This is a genomic window from Pseudomonas sp. MPFS (assembly GCF_022537035.1).
Lineage (GTDB): Bacteria > Pseudomonadota > Gammaproteobacteria > Pseudomonadales > Pseudomonadaceae > Aquipseudomonas > Aquipseudomonas sessilinigenes.
Map to the genome: position 1 here is coordinate 7,071,686 of NZ_CP066123.1, position 20,933 is coordinate 7,092,618.

The following is a 20,933-nucleotide window of genomic DNA, read 5'->3' on the forward strand; positions in this document are numbered from 1 at the left end:
ACAGAGCCTTGTGACAACCTTTCTTAACTTGTGACAACCTTTTTTTTTTGTGACAACCTTTATTCTTTAAAAACAGGTTGAGACCCGACTGTGGATAACTCACTCCACAGTCACCGATTTGGCCAGGTTGCGTGGCTGGTCGACGTCGGTGCCCTTGAGCACGGCCACGTAGTAGGACAGCAGTTGCAACGGGATGGTGTAGAGGATCGGCGAGAGAACATCGTGGATGTGCGGCATGTGGATAACATGGGTGCCTTCGCCGTTGGTCATGCCCGACTGCTCGTCGGCGAACACGATCAACTCGCCACCACGGGCGCGGACTTCCTGCAGGTTGGACTTGAGCTTCTCCAGCAGTTCGTTGTTCGGCGCCACGGTAACCACTGGCATGTCGTTATCCACAAGGGCCAGAGGGCCGTGCTTGAGCTCACCGGCCGGATAGGCTTCGGCGTGGATATAGGAAATCTCCTTGAGCTTCAGGGAGCCTTCCATCGCCACCGGGTACTGGGCACCACGGCCGAGGAACAGCGTGTGGTGCTTGTCGGCGAACAGCTCGGCGGTCTTCTCCACCACGCTGTCCATGGCCAGTGCTTCACCGAGGCGAATCGGCAGGCGCCGCAGCTCTTCCACCAGTTCGGCTTCGATACCGGCTGCCAGGGTGCCACGTACCTGGCCCAGGGACAGGGTCAGCAACAGCAGGCTCACCAATTGGGTGGTGAAGGCCTTGGTGGAGGCTACGCCGATCTCGCGACCGGCCTGGGTCAGCAGGGTCAGGTCCGATTCACGCACCAGGGAGCTGATGCCAACGTTGCAGATCGCCAGGCTGGCGAGGAAGCCCAGCTCTTTGGCGTTGCGCAGCGCAGCCAGGGTATCGGCGGTCTCGCCGGACTGGGAAATGGTCACGAACAGGGTGTCGGGCTGCACCACCACCTTGCGGTAGCGGAACTCACTGGCCACTTCCACCTGGCAGGGGATGCCGGCCAGTTCTTCCAGCCAGTAACGGGCGACCATGCCGGCGTGGTAACTGGTGCCACAGGCGACGATCTGTACATTGCGCACCTTGGCGAACAACTCGGCGGCCTGGGGGCCGAAGGCCTGGACCAGTACCTGGTTAGCGCTCAGGCGGCCTTCCAGGGTGCGTTGCACCACCGATGGCTGCTCGTGGATTTCCTTGAGCATGTAGTGGCGGAATTCGCCCTTGTCCGCCGCTTCGGCACCGTCGCGGTACTGCACCGCCTCGCGCTCCACGGCCTTGCCGTCGATGTCCCAGATCTGCACGCTGTCACGGCGGATCTCGGCGATATCGCCTTCTTCCAGGTACATGAACCGGTCGGTGACCTGGCGCAGGGCCAACTGGTCGGAGGCCAGGAAGTTTTCCCCCAGGCCCAGGCCGATCACCAGCGGGCTGCCGCTACGGGCCGCGACCAGGCGATCCGGCTGGCTGGCGCTGATCACGGCAAGGCCATAGGCACCGTGCAGTTCCTTGACGGTAGCCTTGAGGGCCACGGTCAGGTCGCCCAGGTCCTTGAGCTTGTGGTTCAGCAGGTGGGCGATGACCTCGGTATCGGTGTCCGAGGTGAACTCGTAGCCCTGGGCCTTGAGTTGTTCGCGCAGGGCTTCGTGGTTTTCGATGATGCCGTTGTGCACCACCGCCAGATCGCCGGAGAAATGCGGGTGGGCATTGCGCTCGCAAGGTGCGCCGTGGGTGGCCCAGCGGGTGTGGGCGATCCCCAGGCGGCCCATCAGCGGCTCGCCAGCCAGGGCTTGTTCCAGCTCGGCGACCTTGCCCGGACGGCGCATGCGCTCGAGCTTGCCGCTATTGGTGAAAACCGCCACGCCTGCGCTGTCGTAGCCGCGGTATTCGAGGCGCTTGAGGCCTTCCAGCAAAATGGCGGTGATATTGCGTTCAGCAACGGCGCCAACAATTCCACACATGGTTTTTCTCCTAGCTGACAGCCGCGCAAATCAGAGTAATGCCGCGGGCCTGAATCTGGTCGCGGGCCTCGGAAGACAGGCGATCATCGGTAATAAGGGTATGGATGCTGCTCCAGGGCAGCTCCAGGTTGGGAATCTTGCGGCCGATCTTGTCGGACTCGACCATCACCACCACTTCACGGGCCACCTCGGCCATGACCCGGCTCAGCCCCAGCAGCTCGTTGAAGGTGGTGGTACCGCGGGCCAGATCGATGCCATCGGCGCCAATGAACAGTTGGTCGAAGTCATAGGAACGCAGCACCTGTTCGGCTACCTGTCCCTGGAAGGACTCGGAATGCGGGTCCCAGGTGCCACCGGTCATCAACAACATTGGCTCGTGTTCCAGCTCGCTCAGGGCGTTGGCCACATTCAGAGAATTGGTCATCACCACCAGCCCTGGTTGCAGGCCCAACTCGGGAATCATCGCCGCCGTGGTACTGCCGCTGTCGATGATGATTCGCGCATGCTCGCGAATGCGCTGTACAGCGGCCCGCGCAATGGCTTGCTTGTAGCGGGACACCGATTGGCCCAGATCGCTGACCAACTCCTGGGGCAAGGTGATAGCTCCACCATAACGGCGTAGCAGCAGGCCGTTGCTTTCCAGGGCCGCCAAGTCCTTACGAATCGTAACTTCCGAGGTTTCGAAGCGCTTGGCCAACTCGTCCACGCTCACTTCGCCCTGTTCGTTGAGCAAGGTAAGGATGTTGTGACGTCGCTGGGGCGTATTGCGTTTCGATATGATCATTTAAGTTTCGATTCGAAAGATAACGACGGCAATAAAACCCTATGATCGAAACTTCGTCAAGCTTGAGCGCAAAAAAAACCGACCCTTGCTATTCAGCTGCAGGGGCCGGTTGATGCTGTATGGGCCATCCGTGCTTGTGGATAACCTCAGTCCTTGTTGATTTTCTGCGGCCGCTTCCAGCCATCAATGTTCTTCTGTCGCGCACGAGCCACAGCCAGCTGCGCCGGCGCGACATCCTGGTTGATAGTGGAACCGGCGGCGGTAGTGGCCCCGGAAGAGATATCCACAGGCGCTACCAGGGAGTTGTTGGAGCCGATGAATACGTCTTCGCCCATCACCGTCTTGTGCTTGTTCACCCCATCGTAGTTGCAGGTGATGGTGCCGGCGCCGATGTTGCTGCGCGCGCCGATCACTGCGTCGCCCAGATAGGTCAGGTGGCCGGCCTTGGCGCCCTGGCCCAGATGGGCGTTCTTCAACTCGACGAAGTTACCCACATGGGCACGGGCTTCCAGCACGCTGCCAGGACGCAAGCGGGCGAACGGACCGGCATCGCTGCCCTCGCCCATCACCGCGCCGTCGAGATGGCTGTTGGCCTTGATCACCACGCCCTTGCGCAGGGTGCTGTCCTTGATCACGCAGTTGGGGCCGATGACCACGTCGTCCTCGATCACCACCCGGCCTTCGAGAATCACGTTGATGTCGATCAGGACGTCGCGGCCGACCGTGATTTCGCCGCGCACATCGAAGCGTGCCGGGTCACGCAAGGTGACCCCTTGGGCCATCAGGCGGCGGGCAGCGCGCAGCTGGTAGTGGCGCTCCAGCTCGGAGAGTTGCTTGCGATCGTTGGCACCCTGCACTTCCATGGCGTCCAGGGGCTGCTCGGTGGCAACCAGCAGGCCATCGCTGACCGCCATGGCGATCACGTCGGTCAGGTAGTACTCGCCCTGGGCGTTGTTGTTGGAAAGACGGCTGGTCCAGTCGCCCAGGCGCTTGCCAGGCACGGCGAGAATGCCGGTGTTGCCTTCGGTGATGGCGCGCTGGGCTTCGTTGGCGTCCTTCTGCTCGACGATGGCGGCAACCTTGCCATTGGCGTCACGCACGATACGCCCGTAGCCGGTAGGATCGTCCAGCTCGACGGTGAGCAGGCCCAGTTGCTCGGGGCCCGCTTGCTTGAGCAGGCGCTGCAGGGTCTCGACTTCGATCAGCGGCACATCGCCGTAGAGAATCAGTACGGTATCGGCAGTAATGAAAGGCACCGCCTGGGCCACTGCGTGCCCCGTGCCCAGCTGCTTGTCCTGCAGCACGAAATTCAGGTCATCGGCCGCCAGGCGCTCGCGTACCGCATCCGCACCGTGGCCAATCACCACGTGGATGCGCTGTGGATCGAGCTGGCGGGCGCTGTGGATAACATGCCCGAGCATGGAGTTGCCAGCGACCGGGTGAAGGACCTTGGGCAGTGCCGAGCGCATGCGAGTGCCCTGGCCTGCTGCGAGGATAACGATTTCGAGAGACATGACTGGCTACCAATCCTGGGTGGTCCGCGAGTGTGACCTAGAGGGGGAATGCGGAAAATAAAAAGGGTAGCCGAGGCTACCCTTTTTAATCAATCACACAGAAAGCCTGCGGCTTAGCCGCCGAACTTCTTGCGGATCTGCTGGACGGTACGCAGCTGGGCTGCGGCCTCGGCCAGACGTGCGGCGGCAGATCCGTAGTCGAAATCTGCGCCTTTTTCATTCAGGGCCTTCTCAGCAGCCTTGACGGCTTCCTGAGCGGAGGCTTCGTCCAGGTCGGCAGCGCGTTGCACGGTGTCGGCAAGAACCTTGACCATGTTCGGCTGAACCTCGAGGAAACCACCGGAGATGTAGAACACCTCGGCTTCCCCGCCCTGCTTGATCAAGCGGATCGGACCTGGCTTCAGGTTGGTGATCAGCGGTGCGTGACCCAGAGCGATACCAAGATCACCCAGTTCACCGTGCGCAACCACCATCTCCACCAGACCGGAGAAGATTTCCCCTTCCGCGCTGACGATATCGCAATGGACTGTCATAGCCATCTGCTTGCCTCAACCTAAATTAGCGCCCGTTGCCGGGCGCCGGGATTACAGTTTCTTGGCTTTCTCGATCGCTTCTTCGATGCCGCCGACCATGTAGAACGCTTGTTCTGGCAGGTGGTCGTAGTCACCGTTGAGGATGCCTTTGAAGCCAGCGATGGTGTCTTTCAGGGAAACGTACTTACCTGGAGAACCAGTGAAGACTTCAGCCACGAAGAACGGCTGCGACAAGAAGCGCTGGATCTTACGAGCGCGGGATACCAACTGCTTGTCGGCTTCCGACAGCTCGTCCATACCCAGGATCGCGATGATGTCCTTCAGCTCTTTGTAACGCTGCAGTACGTACTGAACGCCGCGAGCGGTCTCGTAGTGCTCGTTGCCGATCACGTTCGGGTCCAGCTGACGGGAAGTCGAGTCCAGTGGGTCTACCGCTGGGTAGATACCCAGGGAAGCGATGTCACGGGACAGAACGACGGTGGCGTCCAAGTGGGCGAAGGTGGTCGCTGGCGACGGGTCGGTCAAGTCGTCCGCAGGTACGTATACCGCTTGGATTGAGGTGATCGAGCCTTGCTTGGTCGAAGTGATGCGCTCTTGCAGCACGCCCATCTCTTCAGCCAGGGTCGGCTGGTAGCCTACTGCCGAAGGCATACGGCCCAGCAGTGCGGATACTTCGGTACCGGCCAGGGTGTAACGGTAGATGTTGTCGACGAACAGCAGAACGTCGTTACCTTCGTCACGGAACTTCTCGGCCATGGTCAGGCCGGTCAGCGCTACGCGCAGACGGTTTCCTGGTGGCTCGTTCATCTGACCGTAGACCAGGGCAACCTTGTCCAGAACGTTGGAGTCCTTCATCTCGTGGTAGAAGTCGTTACCCTCACGAGTACGCTCACCCACACCGGCGAACACGGAATAACCGCTGTGCTCGATGGCGATGTTACGGATCAGTTCCATCATGTTTACGGTCTTGCCCACACCGGCACCACCGAACAGACCGACTTTACCGCCCTTGGCGAACGGGCAAACCAGGTCGATTACCTTGATCCCGGTTTCCAGCAGGTCGTTGCCGCCTGCCTGTTCTGCGAAGGAAGGAGCGGCGCGGTGGATACCCCAGCGCTCTTCTTCGCCGATCGGGCCGGCTTCGTCGATTGGATTGCCCAGTACGTCCATGATCCGGCCCAGGGTCGCTTTACCGACCGGTACGGAGATGGCTGCGCCAGTGTTGTTGACATCCAGACCGCGCTTCAGGCCTTCGGTGGAGCCCATCGCAATGGTACGAACCACGCCGTCGCCCAGCTGCTGCTGAACTTCCAGAGTGGTTTCGGCGCCTTGAACCTTCAAGGCGTCGTAGATGCTCGGTACGCTGTCGCGTGGAAATTCCACGTCGATAACGGCGCCGATGATTTGAACGATACGTCCGCTACTCATAGCTGGATCCTCTGAATATTTGAACCGTTAAACCGCGGCAGCGCCGCCGACGATTTCCGAGATCTCTTGGGTGATCGCAGCCTGACGCGCCTTGTTGTAGATCAGCTGCAAATCGCTGATCAAATCACCGGCGTTGTCGGTGGCGTTCTTCATTGCGATCATCCGCGCGGCTTGTTCAGCTGCGTTGTTCTCGACCACCGCCTGGTAGACCTGCGACTCCACGTAACGGACCATCAAGCCGTCCAGCAGCTCCTTGGCATCCGGTTCGTAGAGATAGTCCCAGTGGTGCTTGAGTTCTTGATCCGGGGTTGCCTCCAGTGGAATCAACTGCTCCACGGTTGGCTGCTGGGTCATGGTGTTGACGAACTTGTTGGATACCACGGACAGGCGGTCAATCCGGCCTTCCAGGTAAGCATCCAGCATCACCTTGACACTGCCGATCAGGTCATTGATCGACGGCTCTTCACCCAGGTGGCTGATAGCTGCAACGACGTTACCGCCGAAGTTGCGGAAGAAGGCCGCACCCTTGCTACCGACCACACACAGATCGATCTCGACGCCTTGTTCGCGGTTTACCGCCATGTCCTTGACCAGGGCCTTGAACAGGTTGGTGTTCAAGCCACCACACAGACCACGGTCACTGCTCACCACGATGTAACCGACGCGCTTGACGGCGCGGTCGATCATGAACGGGTGACGATATTCCGGGTTGGCGTTGGCCAGATGACCAATAACCTGGCGGATGCGCTCCGCATAAGGACGGCTAGCAGCCATGCGCATTTGTGCCTTGCGCATTTTGCTGACCGCCACTTTTTCCATGGCGCTGGTAATTTTTTGCGTGCTTTTGATGCTCGCAATCTTACTGCGAATCTCTTTTGCGCCTGCCATGTAACACCTATCAGGTTAGCAAGCGGGAGCCTTGCGGCTCCCGCTGCGGCTTACCAGGTTTGGGTGGCCTTGAACTTCTCGATACCGGCTTTGAGGCCAGCGTCGATTTCGTCATTGAAGTCACCCTTCACGTTGATCTTCGCCATCAGGTCGGCGTGATCGCGGTTGAAGTAAGCAATCAGCGCTTGTTCGAAGCTGCCGATCTTGGCGATTTCGACGTCAGTCAGGAACCCACGCTCAGCGGCATACAGCGACAGCGACATGTCAGCGATGGACATTGGCGCGTATTGCTTCTGCTTCATCAGCTCGGTAACGCGCTGACCGTGTTCAAGTTGCTTACGGGTCGCTTCGTCCAGGTCAGAAGCGAACTGGGCGAATGCCGCCAGTTCACGGTACTGAGCCAGGGCGGTACGGATACCACCGGACAGCTTCTTGATGATCTTGGTCTGAGCGGCACCACCTACACGGGATACCGAAACACCGGCGTTAACTGCAGGGCGGATGCCCGAGTTGAACATGGCCGATTCCAGGAAGATCTGACCGTCGGTGATGGAGATCACGTTGGTCGGAACGAACGCGGAAACGTCGCCAGCCTGGGTTTCGATGATCGGCAGGGCAGTCAGGGAACCGGTCTTGCCAGTCACTGCGCCATTGGTGAACTTCTCTACGTACTCTTCCGAAACGCGGGATGCGCGCTCCAGCAGACGGGAGTGGAGATAGAACACGTCACCTGGGTAGGCTTCACGGCCTGGTGGACGACGCAGCAGCAGGGAGATCTGGCGATAAGCCACAGCCTGCTTGGACAGATCGTCATAAACGATCAGCGCGTCTTCACCGCGGTCGCGGAAGTATTCGCCCATGGTGCAACCGGAGTACGGAGCCAGGAACTGCAGTGCAGCCGATTCCGAAGCACTGGCGGCCACGATGATGGTGTTGGCCAGGGCGCCGTTTTCTTCCAGCTTGCGAACCACGTTGGCGATGGTCGATTGCTTCTGACCGATCGCTACGTAGACGCAGAAAATGCCGCTGTCTTTCTGGTTGATGATCGCGTCGATCGCCAGAGCGGTCTTACCGATCTGACGGTCACCGATGATCAGCTCACGCTGGCCACGGCCGACTGGGATCATGGCATCGACAGCCTTGTAGCCAGTCTGTACAGGCTGGTCTACCGACTTACGCCAGATCACGCCTGGAGCAACTTTCTCGACCGCGTCGGTCTCGGTGTTGTTCAGCGGACCTTTACCGTCGACTGGGTTACCCAGTGCGTCGACTACGCGACCCAGCAGTTCCTTACCAACTGGAACTTCGAGGATGCGGCCGGTGCACTTGGCGCTCATGCCTTCAGCCAGAGTGGTGTATGCGCCCAGTACTACGGCACCTACAGAGTCTTGCTCGAGGTTGAGGGCCATACCGTAGACGCCGCCCGGAAACTCGATCATCTCGCCGTACATTACGTCGGCCAGACCGTGAATCCGCACGATGCCGTCAGATACGCTGACGACAGTGCCTTCGTTACGGGCTTGGGAGGTCACATCGAGCTTTTCGATGCGGCCCTTGATAATTTCACTTATTTCGGAAGGATTGAGTTGCTGCATTGCTCTGCTGCCCCTTCAAACTCAAGATTTCAATGCTTCGGCAAGGTTCGCGAGTTTGCCGCGAATCGAGCCATCGATAACCAGGTCGCCGGCGCGGATTACGACGCCACCAATCAGGCTGGCATCCTCCGCAGCGTGCAGTCGCACTTCCCGGCCGAGCCGTGCACTGAGAACCTTGGCGAGTTTGTCTTGCTGTTCTTGGTTCAATGCGAACGCACTGGTCACATCCACGTCCACCGATTTCTCTTGCTCGGCCTTGTACAGGTCGAACAGAGCGGAGATCTCCGGCAACAGCAGGAGACGGTCGTTTTCGGCGGCAACCTGAATGAAATTCTGTGCCTGTGCATCAAACTTGTCGCCACACACTTCGATAAAAGTGTTGGCCTTTTCTGCGCTCGTCAGTCGCGGGGCCTTAAGCACGCGCTGCATGGTGTCATCTTGTGACACCGCTGCAGCCAGGCCGAGCATGGCTGACCAAGAGGCCAGCTGCTGGTGGGCCTGAGCGTGCTCGAAGGCCGCCTTAGCGTAAGGTCGGGCCAACGTGGTCAGTTCTGCCATGATCGCCCTCGCTTAAATTTCAGCAGCCAGTTTGTTAACCAGGTCTGCGTGCGCGTTTTGATCGATTGTGGCGCCCAGGATCTTCTCTGCACCATTGACCGCCAGGCTACCCAGTTGGGCGCGCAGCGCGTCTTTGACGCCGTTCAGTTCCTGTTCGATCTCGGCCTGAGCCTGAGCCTTCACGCGTTCAGCTTCGACACGGGCCTGTTCACGGGCTTCGTCGACGATCTGAGAACCGCGCTTCTTGGCTTGCTCGATGATTTCAGCTGCCTGAGCTTTGGCTTCGCGCAGTTGCTGACCCGCTTTATCTTGGGCCAGTTCCAGGTCACGAGCTGCTCGGCTGGCAGCGTCCAATCCATCCGCGATCTTCTTTTGACGTTCGTGCAGAGCTGCAATGACCGGAGGCCAAATGAACTTCATGCAGAACAGTACAAAAATTAAGAACGCAACGGACTGGCCAATCAGGGTTGCATTAATGTTCACGCCAACACCTCGCTCGTTCGTTGTCCGTCACACCAATCAACTCGAATACTCGAGTGATTAGCCAGCGAGTTGACCAACGAAGGGGTTTGCGAAGGTGAAGAACAGAGCGATACCAACACCGATCATGGTTACGGCGTCGAGCAGACCGGCAACGATGAACATTTTAACTTGCAGCATTGGAACCATTTCTGGCTGACGCGCAGCGCCTTCCAGGAACTTGCCGCCCAGCAGGCCGAAACCAATTGCGGTACCCAGTGCGCCCAGGCCGATCAACAGTGCAACAGCGATAGCGGTTAGACCAACTACAGTTTCCATCTTTCCTCCCGACTTTTACGTCGTATGGTTTAGGTTTTTTAGATTAAAGCGGTAAAACAAATCGTTTCATCGTGCCCGAGACGGGCCCCTCTTGCCGCAACAAGAGGGACATCAGACTAGTCGAGACTGGTCTTAATGATTCTCTTCGTGAGCCATCGACAGGTAGACGATGGTCAGCATCATGAAGATAAAGGCCTGCAGGGTGATGATCAGGATGTGGAACACCGCCCACGCCCACTGCAGAACCACACCCATGCCGCTGAGCCACAGCAGGCCGCTGCCGAACATCACAGCGATCAGGATGAACACCAGCTCGCCGGCATACATGTTGCCGAACAGACGCAGTGCCAGAGAGATTGGCTTGGCAACCAGGGTCACGAATTCCAGCAGGAAGTTCACCGGGATCAGCAGAGCCTGGACCAGGATGTTCTTGCTACCGAACGGATGCAGGGTCAGTTCGCCGATGAAGCCGCCGATGCCCTTGACCTTGATGCTGTAGAAAATGATCAACGCGAACACCGACAGGGCCATGCCCAGGGTAGCGTTCGGGTCAGTGGTGGAAACGGCACGGAATGGAATGTGCGGGTCGCCGGAAATCAGCATCGCCAATTGCGGGATCCAGTCCACAGGAACCAGGTCAATGGCGTTCATCAGGAACACCCAGACGAAGATGGTCAGGGCCAACGGCGCGATCACCGGGCTACGACCGTGGAAGCTGTCCTTCACGCTGCCATCGACGAAGCCGACCATGACTTCAACGAAGTTCTGCAAAGCGCCCGGCACGCCGGAAGTCGCCTTCTTGGCCGCCATGCGGAACAGAAGAATGAAGATCACACCCAGTGCGACAGACCAGCCGAGGGTATCGACGTGGAATGCCCAGAAGCCCATTTCCTTGGCTTCTGCTGCGGAGTGGGCAAAGCCCCAGCTCCCATTGGGTAGCTGACCGAAGGTCAGGTTCTGCAAGTGGTGCTGGATATAGCCCGAAGCGGTTGTTTCTGCTGACATGGTTGCCTCAAACGCCCTAAGGTCTCGAAAGTCTTGTTCTCATTAGCAGGGGAGCGAACCAGCTGACCAGCTGGGTCAGCACGAAGACACCGAATACAGCTAGCGGCGCCAATGGCTTCACACCTGCGAACGTCAATGCAAACAGCACTGCCGTCAAAATCAATTTGCCCGCCTCACCGGCATAAAAAGACCGGACGATGGCTTGGGCCGCTCGAGCTCCGGAAAACCGAAATGCCCTGTGAGCGAAATACACATTGGGTAGCAAGGCTATCAGTCCTCCGCAAAGGCCTGAATATCCGGCTACGACTCCACGCCATTGCCATAGCGCCAGAGCGGCTATCAGTAAAATGACCAACTGAGCCAGTAGAACCGGAAAAACCGCCAAGCGATGGAACGGCAGGCGGTTTGGCGTGCGGGTTTCCATCACTCTTGCTCCTCAAGGGTCGGCTGCCAGAATTCTGTGACTTGGCATAATTTGTGCCGACAAAATGCGCGCAGAGTATAGGGGCGGTTCAGCCCCTATTCAACTGCCGGGTAGTGATTTCCGACTGCACGCTACACAAGGAAATGTTTCAACGGATGTGAGCGAGGACGCCCTGCAGCTCATCCAGGGAGTTGTAGCCGATCACCAACTGTCCCTTGCCCTTCTTGCCGTGGCGAATCTGCACCGCAGAGCCTAGGCGCTCGGCCAAACGTTGCTCGAGGCGAGCGATATCTGGGTCCGGCTTGACCGGTTCAGCAGGCTCCTGCTTGCCACTGAGCCACTGGCGAACCAAGGCCTCGGTCTGGCGTACGGTAAGACCTCGTGCGACAACGTGTCGCGCCCCTTCAACTTGTTGATTTTCCGGCAATCCGAGCAATGCGCGAGCATGCCCCATCTCCAGGTCGCCATGGGACAACATGGTCTTGATCACCTCTGGCAAGGAGATCAGGCGCAGCAGGTTGGCCACGCTGACGCGGGACTTGCCCACCGCCTCGGCAACCTGTTGCTGGGTCAGTTGGAACTCCTGCTGCAGGCGCTGCAGGGCCAGGGCTTCCTCGATAGGGTTGAGGTCCTCGCGCTGGATGTTCTCGATCAGCGCCAGGGCAATGGCGGTTTCATCCGGAACATCACGGACCACGGCCGGGATGGTTTCCTGGCCAGCCTGCTGGCTGGCGCGCCAGCGACGTTCGCCGGCGATGATTTCAAAACGCCCGGCGCCGATGGGACGGACCACGATGGGCTGCATAACGCCCTGGGCCCTGATCGAGTTGGCCAGTTCTTCCAGGGCCTGCGGGTCCATGTCCCGGCGCGGCTGGTACTTGCCACGCTGGATCAGGTCCAGTGGCAGGTGTTGCAGTTCACGCTGGTCGACCTGCGCGGCTTGTTCTTCGAGGGCAGTGACAGTCGGACCACTCAACAGTGCATCCAGTCCACGTCCGAGACCACGTTTCTTGACGGCCATGGGGATTCCTTAAGTTGGCTGGGCGGCTGCGATGCGCGCTTGTTTACGTTGCCGGCGAACCATCTCGCCAGCCAGGGCCAGGTAGGCCAGTGCGCCGCGGGATTGCTTGTCGTACGCCAATGCCGGCATGCCGTAGCTCGGCGCCTCGGCCAAGCGAATGTTGCGCGGGATCACGGTGTCGTACAGCTGGTCGCCGAAGTGTTCCTTGAGCTGCGCGGAAACATCGTTCATCAGGCTCAAGCGCGGGTCGAACATCGTGCGCAGCAAGCCTTCGATCTTCAGCTCGGGATTGAGCAACTCACCAATGCGCTTGATGTTATCCACAAGGTCGCTCAGACCTTCCAGTGCGTAGTACTCGCACTGCATGGGGATGATGACCCCATCGGCGGCCACCAGGGCATTGAGGGTCAGCATCGACAGCGACGGCGGGCAGTCGATCAGGATGTAGTCATAGTTCTCGCGGATGGGGGCCAGGGCACTGCGCAGCCGGCTTTCCTTCATCTGCATTTCCAGCAGCACCACTTCCGCCGCGGTCAGGTCGCGGTTGGCCGGTAATAGCTGGTAGCCGCCGTGTTCGGAGAAGTGCATGGCCTGGGCCAGGTCGCACTCGCCGATCAGCAAGTCGTAGACCGAGTTTTCCAGGCTGTGTTTATCCACACCGCTACCCATGGTGGCGTTGCCCTGTGGATCAAGATCGATCAACAGCACCCGGCGCTTGGTCGCCACCAGGGATGCTGCGAGGTTGATGCAGGTGGTGGTCTTGCCCACACCACCTTTCTGGTTCGCTATCGCGAATACCTTAGCCATTCTTGCTTGTGTTCCCAATCATGCCGTGCGGCGCAGTATCAGCAGATGGCGTTGGCCTTGGCAACCGGGTACGGCCAGGGCGTGTTCGCTATCGAGGTGGAAGTCTGCCGGCAATGCTAACAGCTCATCAGAGGGATGGACGCCCTTCATTGCCAGCCAGCGTGTATCGCTGTCCCCGAGGTGGCGGGTCCAGCTGGTGAAGTTCTCCATGCTGCTGAACGCCCGGGAAATGATTCCATTGAACGGCTGCTCAGGGGTGAAGGCTTCGACTCGGTTGTGGATAATTTGCAGGTTATCCAGCTTGAGCTCGAGTTTGACCTGGGTCAGGAAGCGGGTCTTCTTGCCGTTACTGTCCAGGCAAGTGACCTGCGACTGGGGAAACAGGATGGCCAGGGGGATCCCGGGCATCCCGCCACCGCTCCCCACATCCAGCCAGCGACCGTCTTCGATGAAGGACATCACGCTCAGGCTGTCGAGCAAGTGGCGCGAGACCATCTCATCGGGATCGCGCACTGCGGTCAGGTTGTAGGCCTTGTTCCACTTGATCAACAACGCCAGGTAGCCCAGCAGCGATTCGTGCTGGAGCGGGCTCAACTCGACACCGAGCTGGCGTGCGCCTGTGGATAACTCATCCGCGTGTTGCGAGGTGACCAGTGAACTCAAGCGCTTTGCTCCAACTGACGGCCAGCGCCGCGTTTTTTCAAGTGAATCATCAACAGGGAAATGGCTGCCGGAGTCACACCGGGAATTCGTGAAGCCTGCCCCAGGGTTTCCGGACGGGTCGCGCCGAGCTTGCTCTGGATCTCCTTCGACAATCCGGAAATGCTCGCGTAATCGATATCCACAGGCAGCTTGGTATCTTCGCTGGCACGCAAGCGGGCGATTTCATCCTGCTGGCGATCGATGTAGCCGGCGTACTTGGTCTTGATCTCGACCTGTTCCGCGACCTGTGGATCTTCCGCGCCCTGCCCGGTCACTTCGACCAGACCAGCGTAGTCGATTTCCGGACGGCTCAGCAGGTTCAACAGGTTGTATTCGTGGGTCAGCGGCGTGCCGAATTTTTGTGCAATCGCATCGCCCTGCTCGGTCCCGGGACGCACCCAGGTGGACTTCAAGCGCTGTTCTTCCAGGGCAATGCCCTCGCGTTTCTTGCAGAACGCAGCCCAGCGCACGTCATCCACCAACCCCAGCTCGCGACCTTTTTCGGTCAGGCGCAGGTCGGCGTTGTCTTCACGCAGGATCAGGCGGTACTCCGCCCGGGAAGTGAACATGCGATACGGTTCCTGGGTACCCAGGGTAATCAGGTCATCGACCAACACCCCGATATAGGCTTCGTCGCGACGCGGGCACCAACTGTCCTTGCCCTGGGCGCGCAATGCCGCGTTGGCCCCGGCCAGCAGGCCTTGGGCACCAGCTTCTTCGTAACCGGTAGTGCCATTGATCTGGCCAGCGAAGAACAGACCGCCAATGACTTTGGTTTCCAGGCTGTACTTCAAGTCCCGCGGATCGAAATAGTCGTATTCGATGGCGTAGCCCGGCCGCACGATATGGGCGTTTTCCATGCCACGGATCGATTGGACGATCTGCAACTGCACATCGAACGGCAGAGATGTGGATATCCCGTTCGGGTACAGCTCGTGGGTGGTCAGGCCTTCCGGTTCGATGAAGACCTGGTGGCTTTCCTTGTCGGCAAAGCGATGGATCTTGTCTTCGATGGATGGGCAGTAGCGCGGGCCAATGCCTTCGATGACGCCGGAGTACATCGGCGAACGATCGAGGTTCGCGGCGATGATCTCGTGAGTACGGGCGTTGGTGTGGGTAATCCAGCAACTGATCTGGCGTGGATGTTGTTCCTTGTTGCCAAGGAAGGACATCACCGGGATTGGCGTATCGCCAGGTTGCTCGGTCATTACCGAGAAATCCACGGAGCGGGCATCGATACGTGGCGGGGTACCGGTTTTCAGGCGACCGACCCGCAGTGGCAATTCCCGCAGGCGTTGTGCGAGGGCGATCGATGGCGGATCACCGGCACGGCCCCCGGAATAGTTCTGCAAGCCGATGTGGATAAGTCCGCCGAGGAAGGTCCCGGTGGTCAATACCACGGAGTCGGCAAAGAACCGCAGACCCATCTGGGTGACCACACCACGGACCTGATCCTGCTCGACGATCAGGTCATCGGCAGCCTGCTGGAATATCCACAGGTTCGGTTGGTTCTCGAGAATCTCGCGAACGGCCGCCTTGTACAGAATACGGTCGGCCTGGGCACGGGTCGCACGTACTGCCGGGCCTTTACGGCTGTTCAATACACGGAACTGGATACCACCTTTATCTGTAGCCATGGCCATCGCGCCGCCCAGGGCGTCGATTTCCTTGACCAGATGGCTCTTGCCGATCCCGCCGATTGCGGGATTGCAGCTCATGGCTCCGAGGGTTTCCACGTTATGCGTCAGCAATAGGGTCTTTGCCCCCATGCGTGCTGATGCAAGTGCTGCCTCGGTACCGGCATGACCGCCGCCGATGACGATCACTTCAAAACGGGAAGGGAAATCCACCACGCACCTCGTGCCTGCTTCAAGTAGGAGTAATTAGGAATGGTTGTTGGGTTGGTTTCTGGACCAAGGCGGCAAGTATAGGGACTTCGACCTTTCTAAAGAACCCTTTGCACAAAATTTAACCAGCTGTGGATGACCGGCGGACAATAGAAATTAAAAAGAGAGAAATTTATTAAAACCTTGTTTTTATGTTTATTCTTATACAGCAGCCTATCTGTGGATAAACATCTACAAGCCTTATTTTTCAATATGTACAGAGGTTTTAAACTCTGTGGTTAGGTGCCATTGAGTACCTTGGATAACCGGCTTAAAGCTGTGGATGAATGAGGTGGTTATCCACAGAGCTAGTTCTCTTCAGCTTTGAAGGCTAGTTATCAACTGAGCTAAGGAGCAGTTATTCACAGGGCTTAATCCACAGATGGAGGTTGTTCCAGCAGGTGAACGGTGAAGATGCGACTACCCACCAGGCAAAAGTTTTCGCCTGGATCCAGGATTAGCCCGCGAATGAATGAAAGCAGGCCCGCTTACAGAGAAGCCTGCGCAGCGATTAGCAGGGGCGGATACGCATAAGAAAGGAAAACGCCTGCAGGCAATGCTCCCAAGAGCCTTGTCCACAGGCGCGAACTCCCAGCACTGAAAGCCGGGGGAAGGTGGTATGGGCTTATTTGCCGATACAGAAGCTGGAGAAGATACGTCCTAGAAGGTCATCGGAACTGAATGCGCCGGTGATTTCACCGAGGAATTGCTGGGCTTGTCGCAGGTCTTCTGCCAACAGTTCGCCCGCACCGGCCAGGGTCAATTGGTCCCGCCCGTGCTCGAGGGCGGCACTGGCGTAGCGTAACGCCTCCAGGTGCCGGCGCCGGGCGCTAAAGCTGCTCTCGGACGTTTGCTCATAACCCATGCACGCCTTGAGATGCTCGCGAAGCAACTCCAGGCCTGGCCCAGCGGCCATGGCGCTGAGGCTGATGGTGACATGGCCATCGTCACAGGTTTCCAGGACGATGGGTTCACCGCTCAGGTCGGCCTTGTTGCGAATCAGAGTGACCTTGGCGGGATCCGGCCGTTGTTCGAGAAACTCCGGCCACAAGGCAAAGGGGTCAGAAGCTTCGCTGGCGGTGGCATCGACCACCAACAGCACTCGATCCGCCTCGCCGATTGCCTTGAGTGCGCGTTCGACACCGATTTTCTCTACCTGGTCCTCGGTGTCCCGAAGACCGGCGGTATCCACCACGTGCAGTGGCATGCCATCGATGTGGATATGTTCCCGCAGGATATCCCGGGTGGTGCCAGCGATATCGGTGACGATGGCGGCTTCGCGTCCTGCCAATGCATTGAGCAGGCTGGATTTGCCTGCGTTAGGTCGCCCGGCGATCACCACCGTCATACCGTCACGGAGCAAGGCGCCCTGACCCGCTTCGCGTAGCACTGTGGACAATTCGTTACGAACCCCATCGAGCATGCTCAATACGTGGCCATCGGCGAGGAAGTCGATTTCTTCCTCGGGAAAATCGATCGCGGCCTCGACATAGATACGCAAGGCGATCAGCTGTTCGGTGAGGTGATGCACACGCTGGGAAAACGCCCCCTGCAGCGAGCGCAAGGCATTGCGTGCAGCCTGTGCGGAACTGGCTTCGATCAGGTCGGCGATGGCTTCGGCCTGGGCCAGATCGAGCTTGTCGTTGAGAAAGGCGCGCTCACTGAATTCTCCGGGCCTGGCTAGGCGGCAGCCCAGTTCCAGGCAGCGCTGCAGCAGCATATCGAGGACGACAGGCCCACCGTGCCCTTGCAGCTCCAGCACATCTTCACCGGTGAAGGAATTGGGGCCTGGAAAATACAAGGCGATGCCTTCGTCCAGCACGTCTCCCTGGGCATTGAGAAATGGCCCGTAATGAGCAAATCGCGGCTTGAGTTCCCGGCCGCTGATGGCCTTGGCGGCCACCGCAGCGAGGGGACCGGAAATCCTTACGATGCCCACGCCACCGCGACCTTGGGCAGTGGCTATAGCGGCGATGGTTTCACGAGGGACATTCATAACCCGACATCCAGACAAAAGTGACAGATAGCAAAACGCCCCACTAGGGGGCGTCTTGTGTGGTTATCCACAGAGTAGGTCAGGCAGCTGCTTTCTTGGTAGCCGCTTCGATCTTACGAGTGATGTACCACTGTTGTGCGATCGACAGGCAGTTGTTCACTACCCAGTACAGCACCAGGCCCGCTGGGAACCACAGGAAGAAGAAGGTGAAGATGATTGGCATCATCTTCATCACCTTGGCCTGCATCGGATCCGGCGGAGTCGGGTTCAGCTGCTGCTGGATGAACATGGTGGCGCCCATGATGATCGGCAGGATGAAGAACGGATCCTTGATCGACAGGTCGGTAATCCACAGCATGAACGGAGCCTGGCGCATTTCCACGCTCTCCAGGAGTACCCAGTACAAGGACAGGAAGACCGGCATCTGCACCAGGATCGGCAAGCAGCCGCCCAATGGATTGATCTTCTCTTTCTTGTACAGCTCCATCATCGCCTGGGACATCTTCTGGCGATCGTCACCGAATTTTTCCTTCAGCGCAGCCAGTTTTGGAGCCACTGCACGCATGCGTGCCATGGACTTGTAGCTGGCTGCCGACAGTGGGAAGAAGATCCCCTTGATCAGCATGGTCAGGAAAATGATCGACCAGCCCCAGTTACCAACCAGGCTGTGGATATGTTGCAGCAGCCAGAAGATCGGTTGGGCGATGAACCACAGGAAGCCGTAGTCCACAGTCAGTTCCAGGCCTGGGGACAACTCTTTCAGCACGGCCTGGCTTTTCGGACCGGCGTACAGAATGGCACTGGTTTCAGCCTTGGCGCCTGGAGCAACGGTCATCGAAGGGCCGGTGTAGCCAATGATGTAGTTACCTTTGCTGTCCTTGCGTGCCAGAACCTGGTTGTTCTCACCTTTTGGCGGAATCCAGGCGGTCACGAAGTAGTGTTGCAGCCAGGCAACCCAGCCACCTTGAACACTTTCAGTGATCGGGGCCTTGCTCTTGTCCTCGTTTACCTTGTCCATGTCCTTCATGGACACTTTCTTGTACGGCTCGGAACTTGTCCACAGGGCGGCGCCCAGGTAAGTCGCGGTACCGGTGGCGGTGCTGGAGGATGGATCGGAGCTGGCATCACGCTTGAGCTGGGCGAACATCGCACCAGTCCAGGGTTGTGCGCTTTCGTTATCGATCAGGTAGGTAACAGTGATGTCATACAGGCCGCGCTTGAGGGTAAAGCGCTTGATGTAGTTGACCCCGTCCTTGCTGAATTTGAGGTCGACGACCAGTTGATCCTGACCATCAGCCAGTTGATAACTTTTCTTTTCTGCAGAGTAGACAGGGCGGCCAGCCGGATTGGCATCGGGGCCACTGCTGCCGATCAAGCCGCTTTGTGCCAGGTAAGTCCGCTCGTTGCCGTTATCGAACAGCTGGAAAGGAATTTCCGGGTGGTCTTGGCGACGTGGATACAGTGGCAGGCGCAGTTGCGCGATATCCCCACCTTGTGGATCGACAGCCAGGTCGAGCACATCCGTTTTGATCTCGATGAGATCCTTGCTTGCGGCCACTGGCACTTCCGCAGGAGCAGCGGTATCGCTGGTCGCGCGTGGAATGTCGTCATTGGCAGCTGGAGTGCCGGTTGGCGTGTCGGGCAAGCCCGGAGTGGTCGTGCTGGAAGCAACATTCTGAGTCGGCAAGGCAGCTTGGCCATAATCCTGGTTCCATTTCAGAACCATGACGTAGGACACGATTGCCAGGGCGACGATCAGGATCGTGCGTTTGATATCCATGATTACTCGGCCATCGAAGAAGAGCGGGAGGTAGGGATAGGTGGAACCGGGTCGTAACCACCGGGATTCCACGGATGACAGCGACCTAAACGACGAAAGGTCAGCCAGCCACCACGCAGAAGGCCATGAGTTTCGATGGCTTCCAACGCGTAGCAGGAACAGCTGGGGTGAAAACGACAGTGATCGGCCATCAGAGGACTAATGGCATAGCGGTAAAACTGGATCGGAACGAGGGCCAGTTTACGCATCGGGACTGTCTACCCCTACAGTTTCGGATTTTACTGCTGGTGCTGGCTTACTGCGCGCCAGGCGTTTCCAGAGCTTACCGAAATGCTGGATTAATTCAGGGTTTTCTACATCGCCCAAACCTTTGCGCGCGACGATAACGATATCCCACCCAACCAGCGAGTCCTGGTGAAGGCGAAACGATTCGCGCATTAGGCGTTTAAGACGATTTCGCTCAACAGAGAGCTTGACGCTCTTTTTCCCGATCACAAGCCCTAGACGGGGATGATCGAGATCGTTGTCGCGAGCAAGGAGCAGGAGATTCTTCCCCGGAACCTTGCCGGTAGGGGAGTCAAAGACTGCCTTGAAGTGCCGGGGTGTAAGCAGACGCTTTTCCCGACTGAAGTCCTGACTCACCTCCAGTGCCGGATTATCAAACTGCCAGACGCGCACGACCTTTGGCGCGGCGACGCGACAGGACGGCACGACCGTTCTTGGTAGCCATGCGAGCACGGAAACCGTGGGTACGAGCGCGTTTGATAGTGCTTGGTTGGAAAGTACGTTTCATGTCGTGTTACCTGGTTCGTCCACAACGGGCCGGAATGGCCCCCGTTTTAAGAGATCGGCGATTCTAGAGAAAGCAAGCCTCTAGGTCAATTTCCAACCAGCTTTTCCTTTGTCTATGTATGTCGGGATCCAGGCTTGTGAAGGACATGCAGCCAGATATAAAAATAGAGAAGGAAAGTATTTAAAGCTTTTCTGTAAAGCTTATAAAGACTAGGGCCCCACCCTTCTGTGGATAACTACCTTAAGCCCTTTAATTTCGTACTGTACAGAGAATGACAACACGGTTGAGAAGCCGTGCTCTGCCTGTGCTGCGAGTGCGGAAAAGCTGTGTGCGGAAAGTGATGTTATCCACAGGCGATTTATCCACCGGGTTTTGCCTCGGGTTGTGCAAAGAGCTCAAGTGGGGTTATCCACAGAGCTTATGCACATACCGCTGGTCGTGTTTATCCAAGGTAAGGCATTGATTCTTAGCCTCCTGGAGGCACGCTAC

The 20,933-nt window shown here is 58.3% G+C and carries 21 protein-coding genes; all 21 read right to left on the reverse strand.

Going from position 1 to position 20,933, the window contains the following annotated elements; genetic code table 11:
• Window positions 1–99 precede the first annotated feature (99 nt).
• The 21 genes from glmS to rpmH all read right to left on the reverse strand — a co-directional run bounded on the left by glmS (window position 100) and on the right by rpmH (window position 20,444).
• Complete coding sequence (glmS, locus tag I9018_RS32570; RefSeq protein WP_241108427.1) at window positions 100–1,932, reverse strand: glutamine--fructose-6-phosphate transaminase (isomerizing); 1,833 nt, start codon at window positions 1,930–1,932, stop codon at window positions 100–102.
• A gap of 10 nt (window positions 1,933–1,942) precedes the next feature.
• On the reverse strand, window positions 1,943–2,713 hold the full coding sequence (locus I9018_RS32575; protein ID WP_176719725.1) for a DeoR family transcriptional regulator: 771 nt from the start codon (window positions 2,711–2,713) through the stop codon (window positions 1,943–1,945).
• Window positions 2,714–2,862: 149 nt separating this feature from the next.
• Window positions 2,863–4,230, reverse strand: coding sequence for a bifunctional UDP-N-acetylglucosamine diphosphorylase/glucosamine-1-phosphate N-acetyltransferase GlmU (glmU, locus tag I9018_RS32580; protein WP_068576571.1), 1,368 nt, complete (start codon window positions 4,228–4,230; stop codon window positions 2,863–2,865).
• A 113-nt stretch (window positions 4,231–4,343) separates the two neighbouring features.
• Entirely contained in the window at window positions 4,344–4,769 is a 426-nt protein-coding gene (locus I9018_RS32585; protein WP_011064380.1) for a F0F1 ATP synthase subunit epsilon, read from the reverse strand.
• 45 nt (window positions 4,770–4,814) lie between these two features.
• Complete coding sequence (atpD, locus tag I9018_RS32590) at window positions 4,815–6,191, reverse strand: F0F1 ATP synthase subunit beta (protein WP_044465897.1); 1,377 nt, start codon at window positions 6,189–6,191, stop codon at window positions 4,815–4,817.
• A 27-nt stretch (window positions 6,192–6,218) separates the two neighbouring features.
• Complete coding sequence (gene atpG, locus I9018_RS32595; protein ID WP_241108428.1) at window positions 6,219–7,079, reverse strand: F0F1 ATP synthase subunit gamma; 861 nt, start codon at window positions 7,077–7,079, stop codon at window positions 6,219–6,221.
• A gap of 50 nt (window positions 7,080–7,129) precedes the next feature.
• Window positions 7,130–8,674 (reverse strand): F0F1 ATP synthase subunit alpha, encoded by a 1,545-nt coding sequence (atpA, locus tag I9018_RS32600; protein ID WP_053137777.1) that lies wholly within the window; start codon window positions 8,672–8,674, stop codon window positions 7,130–7,132.
• A gap of 21 nt (window positions 8,675–8,695) precedes the next feature.
• On the reverse strand, window positions 8,696–9,232 hold the full coding sequence (locus tag I9018_RS32605) for a F0F1 ATP synthase subunit delta (protein WP_053137780.1): 537 nt from the start codon (window positions 9,230–9,232) through the stop codon (window positions 8,696–8,698).
• A 12-nt stretch (window positions 9,233–9,244) separates the two neighbouring features.
• A complete protein-coding gene (locus tag I9018_RS32610) occupies window positions 9,245–9,715 on the reverse strand; it encodes a F0F1 ATP synthase subunit B (protein WP_068576575.1) in 471 nt (156 codons plus the stop codon).
• 57 nt (window positions 9,716–9,772) lie between these two features.
• Window positions 9,773–10,030 carry a F0F1 ATP synthase subunit C gene (atpE, locus tag I9018_RS32615; protein WP_002555987.1) on the reverse strand — a complete coding sequence of 86 codons (258 nt, stop codon included), beginning with the start codon at window positions 10,028–10,030 and terminating at the stop codon, window positions 9,773–9,775.
• A gap of 132 nt (window positions 10,031–10,162) precedes the next feature.
• The gene (atpB, locus tag I9018_RS32620) at window positions 10,163–11,035 is read right to left on the reverse strand and encodes a F0F1 ATP synthase subunit A (protein WP_053137789.1); all 873 of its coding nucleotides are present in this window, start codon (window positions 11,033–11,035) and stop codon (window positions 10,163–10,165) included.
• A gap of 16 nt (window positions 11,036–11,051) precedes the next feature.
• Window positions 11,052–11,459, reverse strand: coding sequence for a F0F1 ATP synthase subunit I (locus I9018_RS32625; RefSeq protein ID WP_016964883.1), 408 nt, complete (start codon window positions 11,457–11,459; stop codon window positions 11,052–11,054).
• Between the two features lie 148 nt (window positions 11,460–11,607).
• Window positions 11,608–12,480, reverse strand: coding sequence for a ParB/RepB/Spo0J family partition protein (locus tag I9018_RS32630; protein ID WP_068576577.1), 873 nt, complete (start codon window positions 12,478–12,480; stop codon window positions 11,608–11,610).
• Window positions 12,481–12,489: 9 nt separating this feature from the next.
• Entirely contained in the window at window positions 12,490–13,287 is a 798-nt protein-coding gene (locus I9018_RS32635; RefSeq protein ID WP_068576579.1) for a ParA family protein, read from the reverse strand.
• 18 nt (window positions 13,288–13,305) lie between these two features.
• Window positions 13,306–13,950, reverse strand: a complete 645-nt coding sequence (rsmG, locus tag I9018_RS32640; RefSeq protein WP_241108429.1) for a 16S rRNA (guanine(527)-N(7))-methyltransferase RsmG — start codon at window positions 13,948–13,950, stop codon at window positions 13,306–13,308.
• Window positions 13,947–15,839, reverse strand: a complete 1,893-nt coding sequence (gene mnmG / locus I9018_RS32645) for a tRNA uridine-5-carboxymethylaminomethyl(34) synthesis enzyme MnmG (RefSeq protein ID WP_068576582.1) — start codon at window positions 15,837–15,839, stop codon at window positions 13,947–13,949. Before mnmG ends, rsmG begins: the two co-directional genes overlap by 4 nt.
• A 661-nt stretch (window positions 15,840–16,500) precedes the next feature.
• Window positions 16,501–17,871: a tRNA uridine-5-carboxymethylaminomethyl(34) synthesis GTPase MnmE gene (mnmE, locus tag I9018_RS32650; RefSeq protein ID WP_124347036.1), complete on the reverse strand. Its 1,371-nt coding sequence runs from the start codon at window positions 17,869–17,871 to the stop codon at window positions 16,501–16,503.
• A 79-nt stretch (window positions 17,872–17,950) separates the two neighbouring features.
• Window positions 17,951–19,651: a membrane protein insertase YidC gene (yidC, locus tag I9018_RS32655; RefSeq protein WP_068576586.1), complete on the reverse strand. Its 1,701-nt coding sequence runs from the start codon at window positions 19,649–19,651 to the stop codon at window positions 17,951–17,953.
• Between the two features lie 2 nt (window positions 19,652–19,653).
• A complete protein-coding gene (gene yidD / locus I9018_RS32660) occupies window positions 19,654–19,899 on the reverse strand; it encodes a membrane protein insertion efficiency factor YidD (protein ID WP_083235628.1) in 246 nt (81 codons plus the stop codon).
• Window positions 19,892–20,293, reverse strand: coding sequence for a ribonuclease P protein component (rnpA, locus tag I9018_RS32665; RefSeq protein ID WP_217884182.1), 402 nt, complete (start codon window positions 20,291–20,293; stop codon window positions 19,892–19,894). The genes yidD and rnpA overlap by 8 nt, the downstream gene beginning before the upstream one ends.
• 16 nt (window positions 20,294–20,309) lie before the next feature.
• Window positions 20,310–20,444 carry a 50S ribosomal protein L34 gene (rpmH, locus tag I9018_RS32670; RefSeq protein WP_003213577.1) on the reverse strand — a complete coding sequence of 45 codons (135 nt, stop codon included), beginning with the start codon at window positions 20,442–20,444 and terminating at the stop codon, window positions 20,310–20,312.
• Window positions 20,445–20,933: the final 489 nt, after the last annotated feature.